We start from the raw sequence: 18,667 nt of genomic DNA on the forward strand, positions 1-18,667 counted from the left end.
GAAAGTGACATCATGAACCAAATTTTCACGGTCGAGGGCATGACTTGTGGGCACTGCGAAAAAGCCGTGACCAAGGCTTTGTTGGCGCTGGACGCACAAGCCAAGGTGGTGATCGATCGCGCGCAAAACAAAGTGCAAGTAGAGTCTGACAAAACCCGCGAAGCCTTGGCCCAGGCCATCGCCGACGAAGGCTACCGCGTCGCCGCTTGATTTTTTAACCGCAAGGAGTTTTCCATGACAACCAACATTGGTGGTGTTGAGCGCATCGTGCGCGTGGTGGGTGGCCTGGTTTTGGTGGCATTGGCGGCCACGGGTCAGGTGGGCGTGTGGGGCTGGGTGGGTTTGGTGCCGATCGCCACGGGCCTGAGCGGCTGGTGCCCACCCTACAGCTTGCTGGGGATCAACACCTGCAAAAACCGCAAGGTTTGAGTGACCAGCCCGCTGCGTGCGGGCTTTGTTTTTTGGGGCATCATTGACGGCATGACTTCCATGCCTCTACATCCCCGCTCTGTTGACGCCCTGGTGGCCGGTCGTGCCACGCGCGACGGTGCAGGCGTGCGCCTGACCCGTGTGCTCACGGGCGAGTTGCAACAACGCCTTGACCCCTTCTTGATGCTCGACCAATTCGGCAGCAACGACCCCAAGGACTATGGCGCTGGTTTTCCAAACCACCCTCACCGCGGCTTTGAAACGGTGACCTACATGATCGCGGGCCGCATGCGGCACCGTGACAGTGCAGGCAACGAAGGCTTGTTGCAAAACGGCGGTGTGCAATGGATGACCGCAGGGCGCGGTCTGGTGCACAGTGAAATGCCTGAACAAGAAGAAGGCCTGATGGAAGGTTTTCAATTGTGGTTGAACCTGCCTTCGCACCAAAAAATGTGCACCCCTTGGTACCGCGACATCCAAAGCGAAGACATCCCCGAAGTGCGTACCGAGTCCGGTGTTTGGGTGCGAGTGATTTCCGGTCAAAGTCATGGCGTGCAAGGCGCCATGCACCGACCCGCACAAGACTATCCCACCGATCCCTTGTACTTGGACATCCATTTTTCAGACACGCAAACGTTCACACAAAACATCCCCGCAGCTCACAACGCTTTTGTGTACGTATACCGTGGCGCTTTGACTGTGCAAAGCCAGGCTGGTGATGAAACGGTGCCGCTTCAGCGCATGGCCATCTTGAGCCATAGTGGCGATGGTGTGGTTTTGACAGGCGATGCGGGCACCAAGGCTTTGCTCATCACGGGCCAGCCCCTTGGCGAACCCATTGCCCAATACGGTCCATTCGTCATGAACACCCGCGAAGAGTTGATGCAAGCGGTGGAAGATTTCCAAGCTGGCCGCTTGGGGTGATGAAAACGGCTTTGCCGATCTTTACCGTGGGGCTGTACTTCATCAACGGGGCGGACACATGAACCATTCAAACTGGCGGCATCCCATCACCGAAAGGATGTTCATGAAATGGATTCGCACCCCCTTGATCGCCGCTGCTTTGCTGGCTGGGCTGTCTTCTTTGAGTTTTGCCCAAATGGGTCCCGGCACCGGCGGGCCTGGCCATGAGCACACGGGCAAAATGCACGAGCGCATGGCTCAGCGTCATACCCAGCACTTGGCCGAACTCAAAACCCAATTGAAACTGGACGCAACGCAAGAAAGTGCTTGGACCACCTTCAGCCAGTCGATGCAGCCACCCAGCACTTTGCCTGTTCGCCCTGACCTTGCCGCCATGGAAAAACTGAGCACACCTGATCGCCTCGATCTGATGCAAAAACACCGTGCGCAAATGGATGGCCACATGCAAAAGCATGTCGATGCCACCAAAACGTTTTACGCTGTTTTGAACACCGAGCAAAAAAAGGTGTTCGACACAGAAATGGCCAAGTTCATGGCACGTGGTCATAAAGAACACCGCCACCCACATTGACTTTCCAAAGTCGGTCCTCACAAGGCAGCCCACGGGCTGCCTTTTTTCATCTTGACTTGCATCAAGTTCTTTGGCCGCATGGGTCGTTAAGCTTGGGCCATGACCGAACCCCAACCACCATCAGCGCGGCCCCACAGCCAAGCTGTTTTCTTGCCGCCCGTCTTGCCCATCGCGTATGACCAGCCCTTGCAATGGTTGGCATTGGGTTTCAAGGACTTCGCAAAGTCACCGCTGCTGAGCACTTTGCATGGCGTGGTGATTGCCGCTTGGGGGGCCATCATGACTTGGGTCGCCCATGACCAATTTTGGTTGTTGGCAGGTTGCCTGTCTGGTTTTCTGGTGATTGCACCCGTGTTGGCCACCAGCCTGTATGCCATGAGCCGGGCCATGGAGCGGGGTGAAACGGTCAACTACGCCTTGCTGTTCAACACCTGGACGCAGTGGCAATTGCGCCTGCGCAAACAACCCGAAAGTTATTGGAGCTTGATCCGCTTTGGTTTGTTGTTGGCACTGGCCGCTTCCGGCTGGGTCATCACCTCGGCGGCCCTGATCACTTTGCTCGCCCCTGTGGCGATTCACACCCCGATGGATTTTGTCCAGCATGTGGTGCTCAACCCCAAGCATTTCCTGTTCGAGTTTTGGCTTTTGATGGGTGGCTTGATGGCGGCGCCTGTGTTTGCGAGCAGCGTGATCTCCATGCCCTTGCTGCTCGATCGCAAAGTGAGCGTCTTACAAGCGGTACTGACCAGCTGGAAAACCGTGGTCACACACCCGGTTCAAATGGCTTTATGGGCTTTTTTAATCATGGGGTTTTGCTTGCTGGGCATTTTTTCCCTGTTTTTGGGCCTGGTCTTGGTGGTGCCCATGCTGGGCCACGGCAGTTGGCATGCTTATCGACACCTGATCGATGCTTCTGGTTTGCAAGAGCGCGTGTCCGGGCACGGTGATCGCTGATGTGGGGCTTTAGCGAAGAACAGTTCGCCTGGTTTGGCCTGACCATCGGCGTGGGCGCATTCATGCTCTACATGTTGTTCATCATCGGACAACTGGCTTGGGAATCCAAAGCGGGCAAATTCGGCACCTTTGTGATCTTTCTAGGGCTGGCTTTTGGCATGCTGGGCTTTGTCGCCAAGGGCATCATCCAGTGGCTGATTGCAAATTGAACAGGTGCTGGGCATAAAGCTGTGGATAAAAAATGGGCAAGCCCTTACTTATCCACAGGACCCGCTGTTTTTGAGAAGTTATCCCAATTGGCAAGACAACACGACAGCAGGGTCACCCACAAGCTTGAAAATACGCCAAGTCTTTGTTTTCAATAAGGAATGTGCGCTTGTCCACAAACCACATCATCCCTTATCTACTACTACTAATTTAAAATCTAAATCTATAGAAAAACAACAAATAACAAGTGCGCTGTTAAGATTTGCATCTTTCTCCTCATCTGGCACCATGGCCTCCGCTTCAGACGCTCCTTCCTCTCAGTGTTACGACATCAAAAGCGCTGATTTGCCATTGGTTGCTTTGCTGCTCAAGACACCGCAAGTCGACGCTGTCGATGCGGCTTTGGCCCGGCAATTGGCAGAAAGTCCTGGTTTTTTTGACCATGATCCCTTGGTCATCGACGTCTCCGCTTTGGACGAAGACCTTTCTGTCGACCATTTCAATTTATCGGGTCTCTTGGATATTTTGCGTCAGCACGGTCTGGTGCCGTTGGCCATCAAAGGGGCCAATAGCGCGCTTTTGAGTGCTGCGCAGGCTCTGGGGTTGGTAGATGCGTCTGATGCCCGTGTGCGTCGCTCTATGCCTGTTGCTGAGGCTCCTGCAGCAACTCCGGTGGTCTCAGTTGCCGCCGCGTCTGCACCTTTGGGTGCCATGGTCATTGATAAACCTTTGCGATCGGGTCAGCAGGTGTATGCCAAAGGGCGCGATTTGGTGGTCATGGCCATGGTCAATCCTGGGGCAGAAGTGATTGCGGATGGATCCATCCACATTTACAGCAGTTTGCGTGGCAAAGCCATCGCTGGTGCGCGTGGCAATGCGCAAGCCATGATCTTTGCCCAGTCAATGGAACCTGAATTGATTTCGATTGCCGGTGTTTACCGCACCAGTGAAAATCCACTCCCGGTAGAGGTGTCTGGCTTGCCTGCCCAAGTTTGTCTGCAATCTGGCCCTGATGGCGACAAATTATTGATTTCGCCTCTTAAACCCTGAATTTGCTTTTACCCTAGTCCTAGAAAGAAAACCCCATGGCAAAAATCGTCGTAGTCACTTCCGGCAAAGGCGGCGTTGGTAAAACCACGACCAGCGCCAGTTTCGCCACTGGCCTGGCTTTGAAAGGCTTCAAAACAGCCGTCATCGACTTTGATGTGGGCTTGCGCAACCTGGACCTGATCATGGGCTGTGAGCGCCGTGTGGTGTATGACCTGATCAACGTGATTCAGGGTGAAGCCAATTTGAACCAGGCCTTGATCAAGGACAAGCAGTGCAGCAATCTGTTTGTGCTGGCCGCATCGCAAACCCGTGACAAAGAAGCCTTGTCACAAGAAGGCGTTGAAAAAGTCCTCAACGACTTGAGCGACATGGGTTTCGAATACATCGTTTGTGATTCTCCCGCCGGCATCGAAACTGGCGCCTTGATGGCCATGCACTTTGCCGATGAAGCTTTGGTGGTGACCAACCCTGAAGTGTCTTCGGTGCGCGATTCGGACCGCATTTTGGGCATGCTGGGCAGCAAAACCAAGCGGGCCATTGAAGGCCTCGAGCCCATCAAGGAGCATTTGCTGATCACCCGCTACAACCCCAACCGTGTGGAAGACGGTCAGATGTTGTCTTTGCAGGATATTCAAGATATTTTGCGCATCAAATTGTTGGGCGTGATTCCTGAAAGTGACAACGTTTTGCAAGCATCCAACCAGGGTACGCCTGCCATCCACATGGACAACAGCGATGTCTCGGAAGCTTACAAAGATGTGATCGATCGGTTCTTGGGCGAAGACAAGCCGATGCGTTTCACAGAAGCCGAAAAACCCAGCTTCCTGAAACGTCTTTTCGGAGGCAAGTGAACCATGTCATTTCTTTCTTTCTTGTTGGGCGAAAAGAAGAAAACCGCCAACGTCGCTAAGGAACGGTTACAGATCATCTTGGCGCATGAGCGCAGTGGTCGCAACGCCGCAGAGCCAGATTACCTGCCCGATTTGCAACGTGAATTGGTGGCGGTGATCAGCAAATACATCAAGATCAATCCCGATGACATCAAGGTCAACTTGGAGCGTCAGGACAACCTCGAAGTTTTGGAAGTCAAGATCGAGCTGCCAGACGCGCGTTGATCTTTTCACAGGCTTTGAGAGCCCGCTTTTGCAAGGCCACCGCGAGGTGGCCTTGTTCATTTCAGCTTGTCTTGAGTGAGTCCCACAGGGCTTTTGCCGCCAACCTGTTGCGCTCTTTCACGTGGCCAAAACCTTTGATGTTTTCGGCCACTTGCGCCACCTTCACTGCGTGTGCATGTGTGTCTGCGCTCAATGAGGCCAGCACATGTTCCACGTGCTGCATGTATTCACTGACCAAGGCGCGTTCATCTTGGCGCTCGCGTGTGTAGCCAAACACATCGAAGGGGGTGCCGCGCAAGCCCTTGAGCTTGGCCAAGGCTTTGAAGGCCATCAGCACCACGGGACCCAACTTCTGTTTGACCAGTTCGCCTTTGGCATTGCGCTTGGCCAGCAGCGGTGGTGCCAAGTGGTAATGCACTTTGAAGTCGCCTTCAAAACTGTCTTTTATGCGTTCAAGAAATTGTGTTTGCGTGTGCAGACGGGCCACTTCGTATTCGTCTTTGTAGGCCATCAATTTGTAGAGTTGACGCGCCACAGTCTCACTCAGCAAAGTTTTGCCCAAGGGGGCTTCTGCGGCTTTGACCCGATCGACGAAGCGGGCATAGCGCTGAGCGTAAGCCGTATCTTGGTAATCGCTCAGTCGAGCGATGCGGTTTTTCACCAGATCATCGAGACTTTCGCGTTTTTTGAACTGAATGGTTTGTGCAGGTTGGATTTTTTGCATCAACACATCCAGGTGGTGCGCTGCGTGCCGACCCCACTCAAAGGCGGTCAGGTTGTTTTGCACGGCCACCTCGTTCAGTTCGATGGCACGCACCAAAGATTCACGGTGCATCGGGATCCAACCCTTTTGCCACGCAAAGCCCAAGATCATCGGGTTCACATAAATCGTGTCACCCATCAGCTGTTTGGCCAAGGCATCGGCATCGAAAGCGCTGACCCCAGCCGTGCCGACTTGGCGGCTGATTTCGGCCAGACATTGCTCAGACGGATTTTGCCAATTGCCGTTCTTCACAAACGCTGCCGTGGGGGTGCTGCTGCTGTTGAGCGCCACATGTGTGCGCCCTTCGCGCATGCGCAGCAAGGTTTCTTTGGAAGCGGTCACGATCGGATCGCATCCCAAAATCACATCGGCTGCCGCCATGCTCACGCGGGTCGTGCGGATGTCGTTTTGGTGATTGGCCACCAAGATGTGGCTCCAGGTGGCACCGCCTTTTTGGGCCAGACCGGCTGCGTCTTGCGTGACGATGCCTTTGCCTTCGATGTGTGCGGCCATGCCCAGCAATTGACCGATGGTGATGACGCCTGTGCCACCCACGCCGGCCACCACGGTGCCCCAGGGGTGGGTGGTGTCGGGCAGCATGGGTTCGGGCAATGCGCCCAATTCTGCGGGCGACAGTGCGGGGCCAGTTTTGCCGGACTTCTTCTTGAATTGACCGCCTTCCACTGTGACAAAACTGGGGCAAAAGCCCTTGAGGCAGCTGGTGTCCTTGTTGCAAGTGCTTTGGTTGATGGTGCGCTTGCGGCCGAGTTCGGTTTCCAGAGGCTCCACCGACAGGCAGTTCGATTGCACACCGCAGTCACCACAACCTTCGCAGACTTCTTCATTGATCATGACCCGAACCGCAGGATCGACCATGGTGCCGCGCTTGCGGCGGCGACGCTTTTCGGTGGCACAGGTTTGGTCGTAAATGATGACGGTGGTGCCTTGGATCTCGCGCATCTCGCGCTGGATGCGGTCCAGCTCATCGCGGTGGAAGACGCGCACACCCTCGGCCAAAGCCACACCGTCGTATTTGAAGGGCTCATCGGTGACGACCACGATGCGTTGAGCCCCTTCGGCCTTCATGCTCATGGCAATTTGAACCACGCTGTGGCCCTCGGGGCGCTCGCCCACTTGCTGCCCACCGGTCATGGCCACGGCATCGTTGTAGAGGATTTTGTAGGTGATGTTCACACCTGAGGCCACGCTTTGGCGAACCGCCAAGATGCCGCTGTGGAAGTAAGTGCCATCGCCGATGTTGGCAAAGATGTGCTGGTCGGTGCAAAACGGTTGTTGGCCGCTCCATGGCACCCCTTCGCCACCCATTTGGGTAAAGCCCGTGGTGCTGCGGTCCATCCACAAGCTCATGAAGTGACAGCCAATGCCCGCCATCGCGCGTGAGCCTTCAGGCACTTTGGTGGAGGTGTTGTGGGGGCATCCCGAGCAAAACCAAGGTTGGCGCTCGGTGGCGGCGCCGAGCAGTTGGACTTCCATCGCGCTTTCTTTGGCGTCCAAAATGGCCAGATGGGCGTTGATCTGAGCCGTTGTGTCGTTATCAATGCCCAATTTTTTCAGCCGCTTGGCGATGGCTCGGGCAATGATGGCGGGTGTCAAATCGGCGTTGGCGCGCAAGAGTTTGCGCTCGCTGGGGTTGGGGTTGGACCATTCACCACCCGAGAGGTCGCCGTCGCCTTCGTCGAATTTGCCCAAGATGTTGGGCCGCACATCGTCGCGCCAGTTGTAGAGCTCTTCTTTGAGTTGGTATTCGATGACTTGGCGTTTTTCTTCGACCACCAAGATCTCGCGCAGACCGGTGGCAAATTCGCGGGTGGTTTGGGCCTCCAGTGGCCACACCACGTTGACCTTGTGCAAACGGATGCCCAACTGTCGGCATCGGTCGTCATCCAGCCCCAAATCCAACAAGGCTTGTCGGGTGTCGTTGTAGGCTTTGCCGCTGGCGATCAGGCCAAAACGGTCGTTGGCCCCCTCGATCACGTTGTGGTTGAGGCGGTTGGCGCGGATGTAGGCCAGTGCGGCGTACCACTTGTAATCGAACAAGCGAGCTTCTTGTTCCAGCGCGGTGTCTGGCCAGCGGATGTGCACGCCACCTGGTGGCATGACGAATTCGGGCAGCACGATCTGCACGCGCTCGGGGTCGATGTGGGCGGTGGCGCTGGATTCCACAATCTCTTGGATGGTTTTCATGCCCGACCAGATGCCTGCAAAGCGGCTCAGGGCCAGCGCATGCAGGCCTTGGTCGAGGATGTCCTGCACGCTGGCCGGGAAAAACACCGGCAGGCCGCAGGCTTTGAAGATGTGGTCGCTTTGGTGCGCTGCGGTGGAGCTCTTGGCTACGTGGTCGTCACCAGCCACTGCCAACACGCCGCCCCAGGGCGTGGTGCCTGCCATGTTGGCGTGTTTGAAGACGTCTGAGCAGCGGTCAACCCCCGGGCCTTTGCCGTACCAGATGCCAAACACGCCATCGAACTTGTTGGTGCCGGGGGGCGCAAAGCCCAATTGCTGTGTGCCCCACAAAGCGGTGGCGGCCAGTTCTTCGTTCACGCCGGGTTGGAAGACGATGTTTTGGGCTTTCAGGTGGTCTTTGGCTTTCCACAGCGACTGGTCATAGCTGCCCAATGGCGAGCCACGGTAGCCACTGATGAAACCGGCGGTGTTTTTGCCTTGCAAGGCGTCGCGTTGGCGCTGCAGCATGGGCAGCTTGACCAGGGCCTGTACCCCGCTCATGAAGGCCCGTCCGACATCGAGGCTGTACTTGTCGTCCAGCGTCACCGTCTCCAGCGCTTGGCGGATTGAATCGGGTAATGGTGCGTTCATGGGGCGCGTCCTGCAAATGAAGTTCAAAGTCAGTGTAGTGCGCACCCGCCGACAGGTGCTTGCTTTATGCGACAGGATTTCCCCTATGATTTGAAAGAATCTTGCGCAATAATCGTTTTTATGGAAACGATGGATAAATTTGACTGGGCGATCTTGAATGAACTGCAAAAAGACGGCCGCTTGACGAATGCCGAATTGGCGCAACGTGTGGGCTTGTCGGCAGCGCCTTGCTGGCGGCGGGTCAGGGCCTTGGAAGAGTCGGGCGTGATCAAGGGTTACCGTGCCGAGATCGACCGCCACAAGGTGGGCCTGGATGTGTTCGCCTTTGTTCGGTTGGATGCCGAGCGCAACCGGGGCGATGTGACCCGCCAATTGGAAGAAGCCATCCTCAAGATCCCGGAGGTCATTTCTTGCCATTACATCAGCGGCACCGGCACTTTTGAATTGCAGGTGGTCAGCAAGGACCTCAACACCTTCAGCCAGTTTGCCCGCGATGTGCTGATCAACCTGCCCAATGTGAAAGACCTGCACACCAGCTTTTCATTGGGCGAGGTCAAGGCTGTGGGCGCTTTGCCCCTGAAGTCTTAGGGCGTGGATCCTTCTGGGGTGTGCCTGTAAAATCAGCAGATTCAGCCGACCCCGTGGCAGGGCGGCCCACGGCGCAGGCGGCGCCCAATTCATTGGCCTTTTCAAGAGGCGGACACTCATGCTTTACCCACAAGAATTCGACGTGATCGTGGTCGGCGGCGGCCATGCCGGTACCGAAGCCGCACTGGCGGCGGCCCGCATGGGCAGCAAGACGCTCTTGCTGAGCCACAACATCGAGACCCTGGGGCAGATGAGCTGCAACCCCAGTATTGGCGGCATCGGCAAGGGGCACTTGGTCAAAGAGGTCGATGCATTGGGCGGCGCCATGGCGCTGGCCACGGACGAGGGTGGTATCCAGTTCCGCATCCTCAACAGCTCCAAAGGCCCGGCCGTGCGTGCCACCCGTGCGCAGGCCGATCGCATCCTCTACAAAGCCGCTATCCGCCGCATGCTGGAGAACCAGCCGAATCTGTGGCTGTTTCAGCAAGCCGTGGATGACCTGATGGTTGAGGGCGACCGTGTGGTGGGTGCCGTCACACAAGTCGGTATCCGCTTCCGTTCGCGCACCGTGGTCTTGACGGCTGGCACCTTCTTGGACGGCAAGATCCATGTGGGCTTGCAAAACTATTCGGCCGGCCGGGCAGGGGACCCGCCTGCGGTCAGTTTGTCGGCCCGTTTGAAAGAACTGAAGTTGCCGCAAGGGCGCTTGAAGACCGGGACACCGCCGCGCCTGGATGGCCGCACCATCGACTTTTCCAGGTGCTCGGAGCAACCGGGCGATGGCATGCCCGGCGGCATGAACCCCGATGGTGGCGTGCCGGTGTTCAGCTTCATGGGCAAAGCCGCCATGCACCCCGAACAAATGCCTTGCTGGATCACCCACACCAATGAGCGCACGCACGAGATCATCCGATCTGGCTTTGACCGCAGCCCCATGTTCACCGGCAAGATCGAGGGCGTGGGGCCACGCTATTGCCCCAGCGTGGAAGACAAAATCAACCGTTTTGCCGACAAAGACAGCCACCAGATTTTTCTGGAGCCCGAGGGCCTGACGACGCACGAGTATTACCCCAACGGCATCTCGACCAGCTTGCCTTTTGACATCCAGTACGACCTGGTGCGCTCGATGAAGGGTTTGGAAAACTGCCACATCTTGCGTCCCGGTTACGCCATCGAATACGACTACTTTGACCCGCGCGAACTCAAAAGCAGTTTCGAGACCAAGCAGATCCACGGCTTGTTTTTTGCAGGCCAGATCAATGGCACCACGGGGTACGAAGAGGCGGCAGCCCAGGGCTTGTTCGCCGGCATCAACGCCGCCTTGCAGTGCCGTGGCGAAGCGGCATGGACACCCAGCCGCGACCAAGCTTACTTGGGCGTGTTGGTGGACGACCTCATCACCAAGGGCGTGACCGAGCCCTACCGCATGTTCACCAGCCGCGCCGAGTTCCGTCTGCAACTGCGTGAAGACAATGCCGACATGCGCTTGACCGAAGTGGGTCGCCAGATGGGCTTGGTGGACGATGCGCGTTGGGATGCCTTCAGCCGCAAGCGCGATGCTGTTTCACGTGAAACAGAGCGCCTCAAAGCTTCTTGGGTGAACCCCCGCAACCTGCCTGTCGAAGAATCGGTGCGAGTGTTGGGCAAAGCCATCGACCACGAATACAACCTGTTTGACCTGCTGCGTCGCCCGAATGTGTCCTATCAAGCCCTGATGGACATGGATGGCGGCAAACATGCCAGCGCTGATGTTTCACGTGAAACGCTGGGTGATTTGAGCGAGTCGGTCATTGAGCAGGTTGAGATCGCGGCCAAGTATTCGGGCTACATCGATCGCCAAAAGGGCGAGGTGGAGCGTGCCGCTTATTACGAAAACCTGCGTCTGCCGGAAAGCTTGGATTACATGCAGGTCTCTGCCTTGTCCATCGAGGCACGGCAAAAACTGGCCAAGCACCGCCCCGAGACACTGGGTCAGGCTTCCCGCATCTCGGGCATCACCCCGGCGTCGGTCTCTTTGTTGCTGATTCACCTGAAGAAGGGTGGCTTCAAAGGCTTCTTGTCGCAGGCAGAGGATCAAGTGGCATGATGGATTTGGCGGCAGGCTTGCGTGAGGGCGTTCAGGCCTTGGGTTTGGACTTGTCGGCTGATAAGCAGCGGCAACTGTTGGACTACATGGGCTTGATCCAAAAATGGAACAAGGTCTACAACCTGACGGCTTTGCGAGATCCGGCGGACATGCTCAGCCACCATTTGCTCGACAGCTTGACGGCCATTGCACCTTTGGCCAGGCACACGCAGTGCAGGCCGGTGCGCGTGTTGGATGTGGGCTCGGGCGGCGGTCTACCCGGCGTGGTCTTGGCGATATGCATGCCCGAGCTGGAGGTGCGTTGCGTCGACACCGTGGCCAAAAAGGCGGCCTTTGTCCAGCAGGTGGCCGTGAGCCTCAAGCTGGCCAACTTGCGCGGCATTCACGCGCGGGTGGAGTCCTTGACCGAGCCCTTCGATGTGATTTGCTCCCGTGCCTTTGCCTCACTGCCTGACTTTGTGACCTGGTCTCGTTCTGCCTTGGCCGAGGATGGCGTGTGGATGGCCATGAAGGGCAAACACCCCCAAGAAGAAATCGATGCGCTGCCTGCGGGCGTGAAAGTGTTTCACGTGGAACCTTTGACCGTGCCTGGCCTGGATGTGGAGCGGTGCATGGTATGGATGAGGCCAGATGCGGCGTAATTGAAAGCGTGTTTCACGTGAAACACAATGCGCCGTGGATCCTAGAGAACGCATCACGTACACTCGTCACATCCCCCTGAAAGTGCAGACATGTTTGGAATCTCGGATTACGGCGCATTTGCTGCAGCGTTTATCCTTCTTTTGTTCTTGCCTGGCCCTGGCAACTTGGCCTTGATCAGCTCGGCCAGCAGGGGGGGGTTATCGGGTGGTTTGGCCTCTGTTTTGGGCCTGCTTTTGGGTGATCAGATTTTGTTGTGGCTCACGGTGGCTGGTGTGGCTGCCATGCTCAAAACAAACCTACCCTTGTTCATGGTTTTGCAGTGGTTGGGTGCAGCTTACTTGGCTTGGTTGGGCTACAAGATGGTTGTGGCCAAGCCCGGCGAAGGCCCACATATTCAGATCACGCCAGGGCACTACTTCAAGGAAACCATGTTCATCACCTTGCTCAACCCCAAGGCGATCATGTTTTACTTTGCATTTTTCCCCCAATTTATTGACCCGGTAAATCACCAGGGTTGGGTCACTTTTGCTGTGATGGCCATGACGATTGCCGTTCTGGGTTTTGTTTATTGTTTTGGTGTGGTCTTGATCACCCACTATATGGCAGAACGTATTCGGGCCAATCCCAAATTTTCGGGTTTTCTGCAAAAGCTGGCAGGTTTTTGCCTGATCGGTTTTGGCCTCAAGATGGCCTTGTCCAAATAATCACCAGAGTCAGCACCAATGGCCAAAATCTTCTGCATTGCCAACCAAAAAGGCGGCGTCGGCAAAACCACCACCACCGTCAACCTGGCCGCTGGCCTGGCCAAAGTGGGGCAGCGCGTGTTGCTGGTGGACCTGGACCCTCAAGGCAACGCCACCATGGGCTCGGGCATCGACAAGCGCAGTGTCGAACTCAGCGTTTACGACGTGCTTTTGGAGTCGGCCTCTATCAAGGAGGCCGCTGTGAAAGCCGACAAGTGCGGTTACGACGTGCTCAGCGCCAACCGCGAACTGGCGGGTGCCGAGGTGGAGTTGGTGGATTTGGAACACCGCGACCAGCGCCTCAAAATGGCCTTGGCTGCGGTCGAAGGCGACTACGACTTTGTGTTGATCGATTGCCCACCATCCCTGTCTATGCTGACCCTCAACGGCTTGTGTTCGGCCCATGGCGTCATCGTGCCCATGCAGTGCGAGTATTTCGCGCTCGAAGGCCTGACGGATCTGGTCAACACCATCAAACAGGTGCACGCCAACCTCAACAAGGACCTCAAGATCATCGGCTTGCTGCGGGTCATGTTCGATCCGCGCATCACCTTGCAGCAACAAGTCAGCGACCAGCTCAAGGCCCACTTTGGTGACAAGGTGTTCAATGCTGTCATTCCGCGCAATGTGCGTTTGGCAGAAGCGCCCAGCTATGGCTTGCCCGGCGTGGTGTTTGATGCATCGGCCAAGGGCAGCCAAGCCTATGTGGAGTTTGCCCGTGAGCTGGTGCTTCGGGCGCCCACCCTTTGAGCATGAGTGCCACCGTTTTGATCTTGCCGGGCTGGCAGGGCAGTGGCCCTGAGCATTGGCAAATGCTGTGGGCTCAGCGTCATGGTCATGCCGTGGTTGCGCAAAACGATTGGCAAAGGCCCCGTCGTGGAGACTGGCTGGCACGATTGGACGAAGTCGTCATCGATACGCCCGGCCCGCTGGTGTTGGCCGCCCACAGTCTGGGGTGCATTCAGGTGGCGGTTTGGGCGACTGTGTCGCGGCACACGGCGCGCGTCAGGGGTGCTTTGCTGGTGGCTCCTGGCGATGTCGAAACGCCGGAGCTGAAAGAGCAGTTGCCTGGCTGGCAGCCCATCGTGCGCCAGCCTTTGCCTTTTCAAAGCATTGTCGTGGGCAGTCAGAACGACCCTTTTTGCCGCGTTGAACGTGCCCAAGCTTTGGCGCAAGACTGGGGCGCCCAATGGGTGGATCTGGGCATGGCCGGGCACATCAACGCTGAATCATCGCTGGGCGATTGGCCAGAGGGCCACACGCTTTTGCAAACACTCATGAAGGAATGACCATGGTCACCAAAAAACCCAAGGGCCTCGGGCGCGGACTCGAAGCCCTGTTGGGACCCAAAGTTGAAGACGCACCTGCGGCTTCAAGCGCCGCGAACACCGGTGTGCCCTCCCAGCTCAAACTCGAACAAATGGTGGCGGGCATGTACCAGCCGCGCACCCGCATGGACGAGGGGGCGCTTTATGAGTTGGCCGAGTCGATCAAGGCCCAAGGCATCATGCAGCCAATTTTGGTGCGCCTGCTGACCGATGGGGAGAATGCGGGCAAGTACGAGATCATTGCGGGTGAACGGCGGTTTCGCGCCAGCAAGCTGGCGGGCTTGGAGAGCGTGCCTGTGCTGGTGCGTGATGTGCCCAACGAGGCGGCCGCAGCCATGGCGCTGATTGAGAACATCCAGCGCGAAGACCTGAACCCTCTGGAAGAAGCCCAAGGCCTGCAACGCTTGATAAAAGAGTTTGGGCTCACTCACGAAACGGCAGCCCAAGCCGTCGGCCGCTCGCGCAGTGCCGCCAGCAACCTCTTGCGCTTGTTGAATTTGGCCGACCCGGTCCAGACCATGCTCATGGCGGGCGATCTGGACATGGGCCATGCCCGTGCCTTGTTGGCCTTGGACAAGGCCGCCCAAATCACCGCCGGTAACCAGATCGCCGCCAAAAAACTGTCGGTGCGCGAAGCCGAGAGCTTGGTCAAAAAACTCAGCGCCGAGTTCAACCTGGTGCACCAAAAGCCCAAGAAAGAGAAATCTCGCGACATCCGCCGCGTGGAAGAAGAACTGTCCGACTTGCTCATGGCCGAAGTCGAGGTGCGGGTCAAAAAACGCGTCAAGCGCCTGGGCAAAATCGAGGAAATGGGCGAGTTGAGTATTCAGTTCGGATCACTGGACGAGCTCAACGGGCTGATCGAAAAACTGCGCAGATAACAGCACCATGGCAATTGCAGGGCTCATCGAACGGATGACTGGCTTTGCCGGAGAGGAGGACTCGCGCCACTTCCGGCGAAAGCTGCTGGTCATTTATTTGTTGGCCGTGGGTTTGACGTCGCTCGTCTTTTATTTGATTCCGCCAGGCTATTACGACCGCAATGCCAATCTGGCGGTTTCTTTGTTGACACTGATGATGTTGCCTTGGGTCAGGGTGCGATCTGGTTTGATTCCTTTGACGCATCTGCTGACCATGATCAGTTTGGCCTTGGTCACCTACATCGCCAGCCAATCAGGAGGCATCAACTCCTCGGCATTGGTGTGGCTCAACGTTCTGGCTGTTCCGGTTCTCATGTTGGATGGTCCCCGTGCGGCGGTGGTGTGGATCTTGGTGATCCTGTCAACCATCCTGGGGCTTTTGATGTGTACGCAATGGGGCTTGTTCGACAGCCACATCCACATCACGCAGCAGGCGGTGCCTTGGGCATTCATGAACCAAGCCTTGGCCATGGGCAATTTGATGCTGGCTGTACGACTGTATGAGTATTTGCACGACCAGCAAATGGGCCAACTTGAAGAGCGCAATCTGGAGTTGCAAAACACCCACCATGCTTTGCTGCAGGCACAGGCCCACAAGGACGAGTTTGTCGCGGCGGTTGGGCATGAGCTGCGCACACCCATGAATGCGATTTTGGGCTTCAATGGTGTTTTGCGACAAGAATTGGCAGACCATCCTGAGCAAGTGGAAGTGGTGGACCACATCCGTCGCTCGACTGGGCATTTGCTTCAGGTGGTCAATGACATTCTTGATTTTTCTCAGCTGCAGGCGGGCAAACTGGTTTTGCACCACGAAGATTTCAAACTTCAGAACTTGATGACCGAGGCGCTGCAAACAGACGCCGAAAAAGCCCGAAACAAAGGGCTTGATTGGGGTGGGCAGCTGGACCCCGCATTGCCCCTTCACGTGAATGCGGACCGCTCGCGCTTGTTGCAAATATTGCGCAACCTCTTGAGCAATGCGCTCAAATTCACAGACCAAGGCCATGTTCGATTGAGCATTTGCGCTGGCGACGGCCGCATGCATTTTGAAATTAGCGATACAGGTCGTGGCATTGCGCCAGACCAGCAAGCGGTCATTTTCAAACGGTTTGAACACGCCGATATGCAGACCACGCGCACCTATGGCGGCACGGGCTTGGGGCTGTCCATTTGCGAAAAGTTGGTGCAGCTGCATGGTGGACAAATTGGTGTGCGCAGTCAGGAGGGGGAGGGGGCCACTTTCTGGTTCGACATTCCTTTGCAGGAAGCCAAAGAAACATCAAACCATGAGCCGTCAGAGGCACGCTTGTCTGAAGATGAAGCCTTGCAGATTCTGGTGGTCGATGACAACGCGATGAATTTGATGGTGGCACGCTTGCAACTTCAAAAGTGCTGGCCGCAAGCCACCATCGTGACCTGTGAAACCGCAGCCCAAGCGCTGCTTGTTTTGGATGAGCAGGGCTTTGATGTGGCACTGGTGGACATGGTCATGCCCGACATGGATGGCATGGCCTTGACCCACCACGTGAGGCAACGGTTTCCCGCCATGACCCGCAGCATGCCCATCATCGCGTTGACGGCCAACACCCATCCGGTGGATCGACAACGTTGCCTGGACGCGGGCATGGACGATGTGTTGGACAAGCCGATAGATTTGCAAACACTGGTGCGTTGCGTCAGTCGCCATGTTCTGAAAGCGCGAGGCTGAACATGCCAATCAATAGCCTTTATCAGCGTGCTTTGGGCTGGCTGGTAGACCGACTACCCGTCGCATACCGCGAAGGCAAAATGCCTTATGTCGTGTTTTTTGTCGGCATGGTCATCACCATCTTGTTGGTGTATTCGGCCATCAGCCCTTACCACAATGCGACCCCCCTGTTTTTGTCGATGTCCGCGTGGTTGGTCCTGCTTTTGGTGCTGTACAACTACGGCATGCCCTTGTCATGGGGCGTTCACCTGGGCACGGCTGCAGGCGCTTGTGTTTTGGCCTATGCAGTCTGGAATGCAGGCGGTATTTTTTCGCCGCGTCTGACCTGGTTGTTGATCCTTCCCTTGACGCCGTTCTACGTCATCAGCCGCCGTGCTGGCTTGGTGTGGCTGGGTTTGGTGTGGTTGGGTCAGTCGGCCATGGCCTTGGCCAATTACCAGGCCTGGGGGCCCGCTTTTGAGCTCGGCCCAGAGCATGCGATTTCATCTTGGGTGACCTTCAGTCTGGTCACAGGCATGTTGATCATCGTGCCGCTCATCTATGACCGCAAACATGTGATCGCCCTGAAAAGAAGCTTGCGCTATCAGCATGAGCTGGAGGCCAAACGCCAAGAGTTGGAACTCACCTTGCAAACGCGTGAGCACTTCATTGCCACGGTGAGCCATGAGCTGCGCACGCCCATGAACGCCATCCTTGGCTTCAACGCCTTGCTGCTGTCCACGGTCGAGGGCAAGCCCGAAGCGCTCAAAGTGCTCAACCACACCCGCCAGTCGGCCGATCACCTGATGACGGTGATCAACGACATCCTTGACTACTCGCAATTGCAGGCTGGCAAGTTGGTCGTCCAGCCCGAAACCTTTGAGCTGCGCCGCGTGGCCGAACACGCATTCGAGCTTTTCAAACCGCGCGTCAACAGCATGGAGCTGCATTACCGCATCGAACTGGACGAACAGCTGCCCGGCTGGGTCCACACCGATCGCCACCGCCTGATGCAGGTCTTGGTCAATTTGCTCGGCAATGCGCTCAAGTTCACCCATCAGGGCTCGGTCGTGTTGCGCGTGCAGTGGCAAAACCCCGGGGTGCTGTTTTCGGTTGAGGACACGGGTATCGGCATACCCACGGCGCGGCAGCCCCACATCTTCAATCGCTTCAGCCAGGCCGAAGACGACACCCAAGCCCGCTACGGTGGCAATGGCCTTGGCCTGGCCATCTCTCAAAAGTTGGCGCACTTGCTGGAGGGCGACATTGGCTTTGAGAGTGAACCCGGCCATGGCTCACGGTTTTGGCTGCGCTTGCCCCTTGCCGAGGTGCCTGCACCGGAACAGAAAAAAACCAGCCTCAAACTCGAGATTCAAACCGCGCAGATGCCATGGCGGTTTTTGGTCGTTGACGATCACCCCATCAACCGTTTGCTCGTCAAGAAGGTTTTGCAAAGCGCTTGGTCTGAATGCACGGTTCTGGAAGCCGTCAATGGTCAGGATGCACTCAAGATCTTGCACGCACAAGACGTGGACTTGGTGTTCATGGACATGGTCATGCCCGTCATGGACGGCATTGCCGCCACGGCCGCTTTGAGGGCGGACAGCAAGCCCCAAGTGAGCCGCGTGCCCGTGCTGGGCCTGACGGCCAACGTCAATCCGCAGGATCTGGACCGATTCAGGGCCGCGGGACTCAACGACGTCATGCTCAAACCGTTTGAGCCGACAGCCTTGTGCGGGTTGATTGAACGGTTGTTGCCCACCGCCTGAAACGACCGATTTCCTCAAAATCGAGGAGAGGGCAAACCCGAAGCGTCCTGCAGCGC

Annotated in this window: 19 protein-coding genes; 18 read left to right on the plus strand and 1 reads right to left on the minus strand. The window is 56.8% G+C overall.

Annotated features, from left to right (window positions below):
• Positions 1-12 precede the first annotated feature (12 nt).
• The 9 genes from QLQ16_RS04210 (at position 13) to minE (ending at position 5,250) form a co-directional block, all read left to right on the plus strand.
• Entirely contained in the window at positions 13-210 is a 198-nt protein-coding gene (locus tag QLQ16_RS04210) for a heavy-metal-associated domain-containing protein (RefSeq protein WP_283223431.1), read from the plus strand.
• Between the two features lie 24 nt (positions 211-234).
• Positions 235-429 carry a YgaP family membrane protein gene (locus QLQ16_RS04215; protein WP_283223432.1) on the plus strand — a complete coding sequence of 65 codons (195 nt, stop codon included), beginning with the start codon at positions 235-237 and terminating at the stop codon, positions 427-429.
• 51 nt (positions 430-480) lie between these two features.
• Complete coding sequence (locus tag QLQ16_RS04220; protein ID WP_283223500.1) at positions 481-1,353, plus strand: pirin family protein; 873 nt, start codon at positions 481-483, stop codon at positions 1,351-1,353.
• 103 nt (positions 1,354-1,456) lie between these two features.
• Positions 1,457-1,924 (plus strand): Spy/CpxP family protein refolding chaperone, encoded by a 468-nt coding sequence (locus QLQ16_RS04225; RefSeq protein ID WP_283223433.1) that lies wholly within the window; start codon positions 1,457-1,459, stop codon positions 1,922-1,924.
• A gap of 99 nt (positions 1,925-2,023) precedes the next feature.
• On the plus strand, positions 2,024-2,878 hold the full coding sequence (locus QLQ16_RS04230; RefSeq protein ID WP_283223434.1) for a DUF2189 domain-containing protein: 855 nt from the start codon (positions 2,024-2,026) through the stop codon (positions 2,876-2,878).
• Positions 2,878-3,087: a DUF2788 domain-containing protein gene (locus tag QLQ16_RS04235; RefSeq protein ID WP_283223435.1), complete on the plus strand. Its 210-nt coding sequence runs from the start codon at positions 2,878-2,880 to the stop codon at positions 3,085-3,087. The genes QLQ16_RS04230 and QLQ16_RS04235 overlap by 1 nt, the downstream gene beginning before the upstream one ends.
• On the plus strand, positions 3,077-4,135 hold the full coding sequence (gene minC / locus QLQ16_RS04240) for a septum site-determining protein MinC (protein ID WP_348534163.1): 1,059 nt from the start codon (positions 3,077-3,079) through the stop codon (positions 4,133-4,135). Before QLQ16_RS04235 ends, minC begins: the two co-directional genes overlap by 11 nt.
• A gap of 35 nt (positions 4,136-4,170) precedes the next feature.
• A complete protein-coding gene (gene minD / locus QLQ16_RS04245) occupies positions 4,171-4,986 on the plus strand; it encodes a septum site-determining protein MinD (protein ID WP_283223436.1) in 816 nt (271 codons plus the stop codon).
• A gap of 3 nt (positions 4,987-4,989) precedes the next feature.
• Positions 4,990-5,250 (plus strand): cell division topological specificity factor MinE, encoded by a 261-nt coding sequence (minE, locus tag QLQ16_RS04250; RefSeq protein ID WP_283223437.1) that lies wholly within the window; start codon positions 4,990-4,992, stop codon positions 5,248-5,250.
• 61 nt (positions 5,251-5,311) lie between these two features.
• On the opposite strand, the gene QLQ16_RS04255 is transcribed toward minE, so the two are convergent.
• Positions 5,312-8,848 carry an indolepyruvate ferredoxin oxidoreductase family protein gene (locus QLQ16_RS04255; protein ID WP_283223438.1) on the minus strand — a complete coding sequence of 1,179 codons (3,537 nt, stop codon included), beginning with the start codon at positions 8,846-8,848 and terminating at the stop codon, positions 5,312-5,314.
• 120 nt (positions 8,849-8,968) lie between these two features.
• Between QLQ16_RS04255 and QLQ16_RS04260 the strand changes: the two genes are divergently transcribed.
• The 9 genes from QLQ16_RS04260 (at position 8,969) to QLQ16_RS04300 (ending at position 18,611) form a co-directional block, all read left to right on the plus strand.
• On the plus strand, positions 8,969-9,436 hold the full coding sequence (locus QLQ16_RS04260) for an Lrp/AsnC family transcriptional regulator (protein ID WP_283223439.1): 468 nt from the start codon (positions 8,969-8,971) through the stop codon (positions 9,434-9,436).
• Between the two features lie 118 nt (positions 9,437-9,554).
• Complete coding sequence (mnmG, locus tag QLQ16_RS04265) at positions 9,555-11,522, plus strand: tRNA uridine-5-carboxymethylaminomethyl(34) synthesis enzyme MnmG (RefSeq protein WP_283223440.1); 1,968 nt, start codon at positions 9,555-9,557, stop codon at positions 11,520-11,522.
• Entirely contained in the window at positions 11,519-12,163 is a 645-nt protein-coding gene (gene rsmG / locus QLQ16_RS04270; RefSeq protein WP_283223441.1) for a 16S rRNA (guanine(527)-N(7))-methyltransferase RsmG, read from the plus strand. The genes mnmG and rsmG overlap by 4 nt, the downstream gene beginning before the upstream one ends.
• A gap of 90 nt (positions 12,164-12,253) precedes the next feature.
• Positions 12,254-12,868, plus strand: a complete 615-nt coding sequence (locus QLQ16_RS04275; protein WP_283223442.1) for a LysE family transporter — start codon at positions 12,254-12,256, stop codon at positions 12,866-12,868.
• Between the two features lie 18 nt (positions 12,869-12,886).
• On the plus strand, positions 12,887-13,657 hold the full coding sequence (locus QLQ16_RS04280; protein WP_283223443.1) for a ParA family protein: 771 nt from the start codon (positions 12,887-12,889) through the stop codon (positions 13,655-13,657).
• A gap of 2 nt (positions 13,658-13,659) precedes the next feature.
• Positions 13,660-14,196, plus strand: a complete 537-nt coding sequence (locus tag QLQ16_RS04285; protein ID WP_283223444.1) for an RBBP9/YdeN family alpha/beta hydrolase — start codon at positions 13,660-13,662, stop codon at positions 14,194-14,196.
• Between the two features lie 2 nt (positions 14,197-14,198).
• A complete protein-coding gene (locus QLQ16_RS04290) occupies positions 14,199-15,116 on the plus strand; it encodes a ParB/RepB/Spo0J family partition protein (RefSeq protein WP_283223445.1) in 918 nt (305 codons plus the stop codon).
• A 7-nt stretch (positions 15,117-15,123) separates the two neighbouring features.
• Positions 15,124-16,863, plus strand: a complete 1,740-nt coding sequence (locus QLQ16_RS04295) for an ATP-binding protein (RefSeq protein ID WP_283223446.1) — start codon at positions 15,124-15,126, stop codon at positions 16,861-16,863.
• Between the two features lie 2 nt (positions 16,864-16,865).
• Positions 16,866-18,611 (plus strand): ATP-binding protein, encoded by a 1,746-nt coding sequence (locus QLQ16_RS04300; RefSeq protein ID WP_283223447.1) that lies wholly within the window; start codon positions 16,866-16,868, stop codon positions 18,609-18,611.
• Positions 18,612-18,667: the final 56 nt, after the last annotated feature.

The organism is Limnohabitans lacus, from assembly GCF_030053395.1.
GTDB classification, from domain to species: domain Bacteria; phylum Pseudomonadota; class Gammaproteobacteria; order Burkholderiales; family Burkholderiaceae_C; genus Limnohabitans_A; species Limnohabitans_A lacus.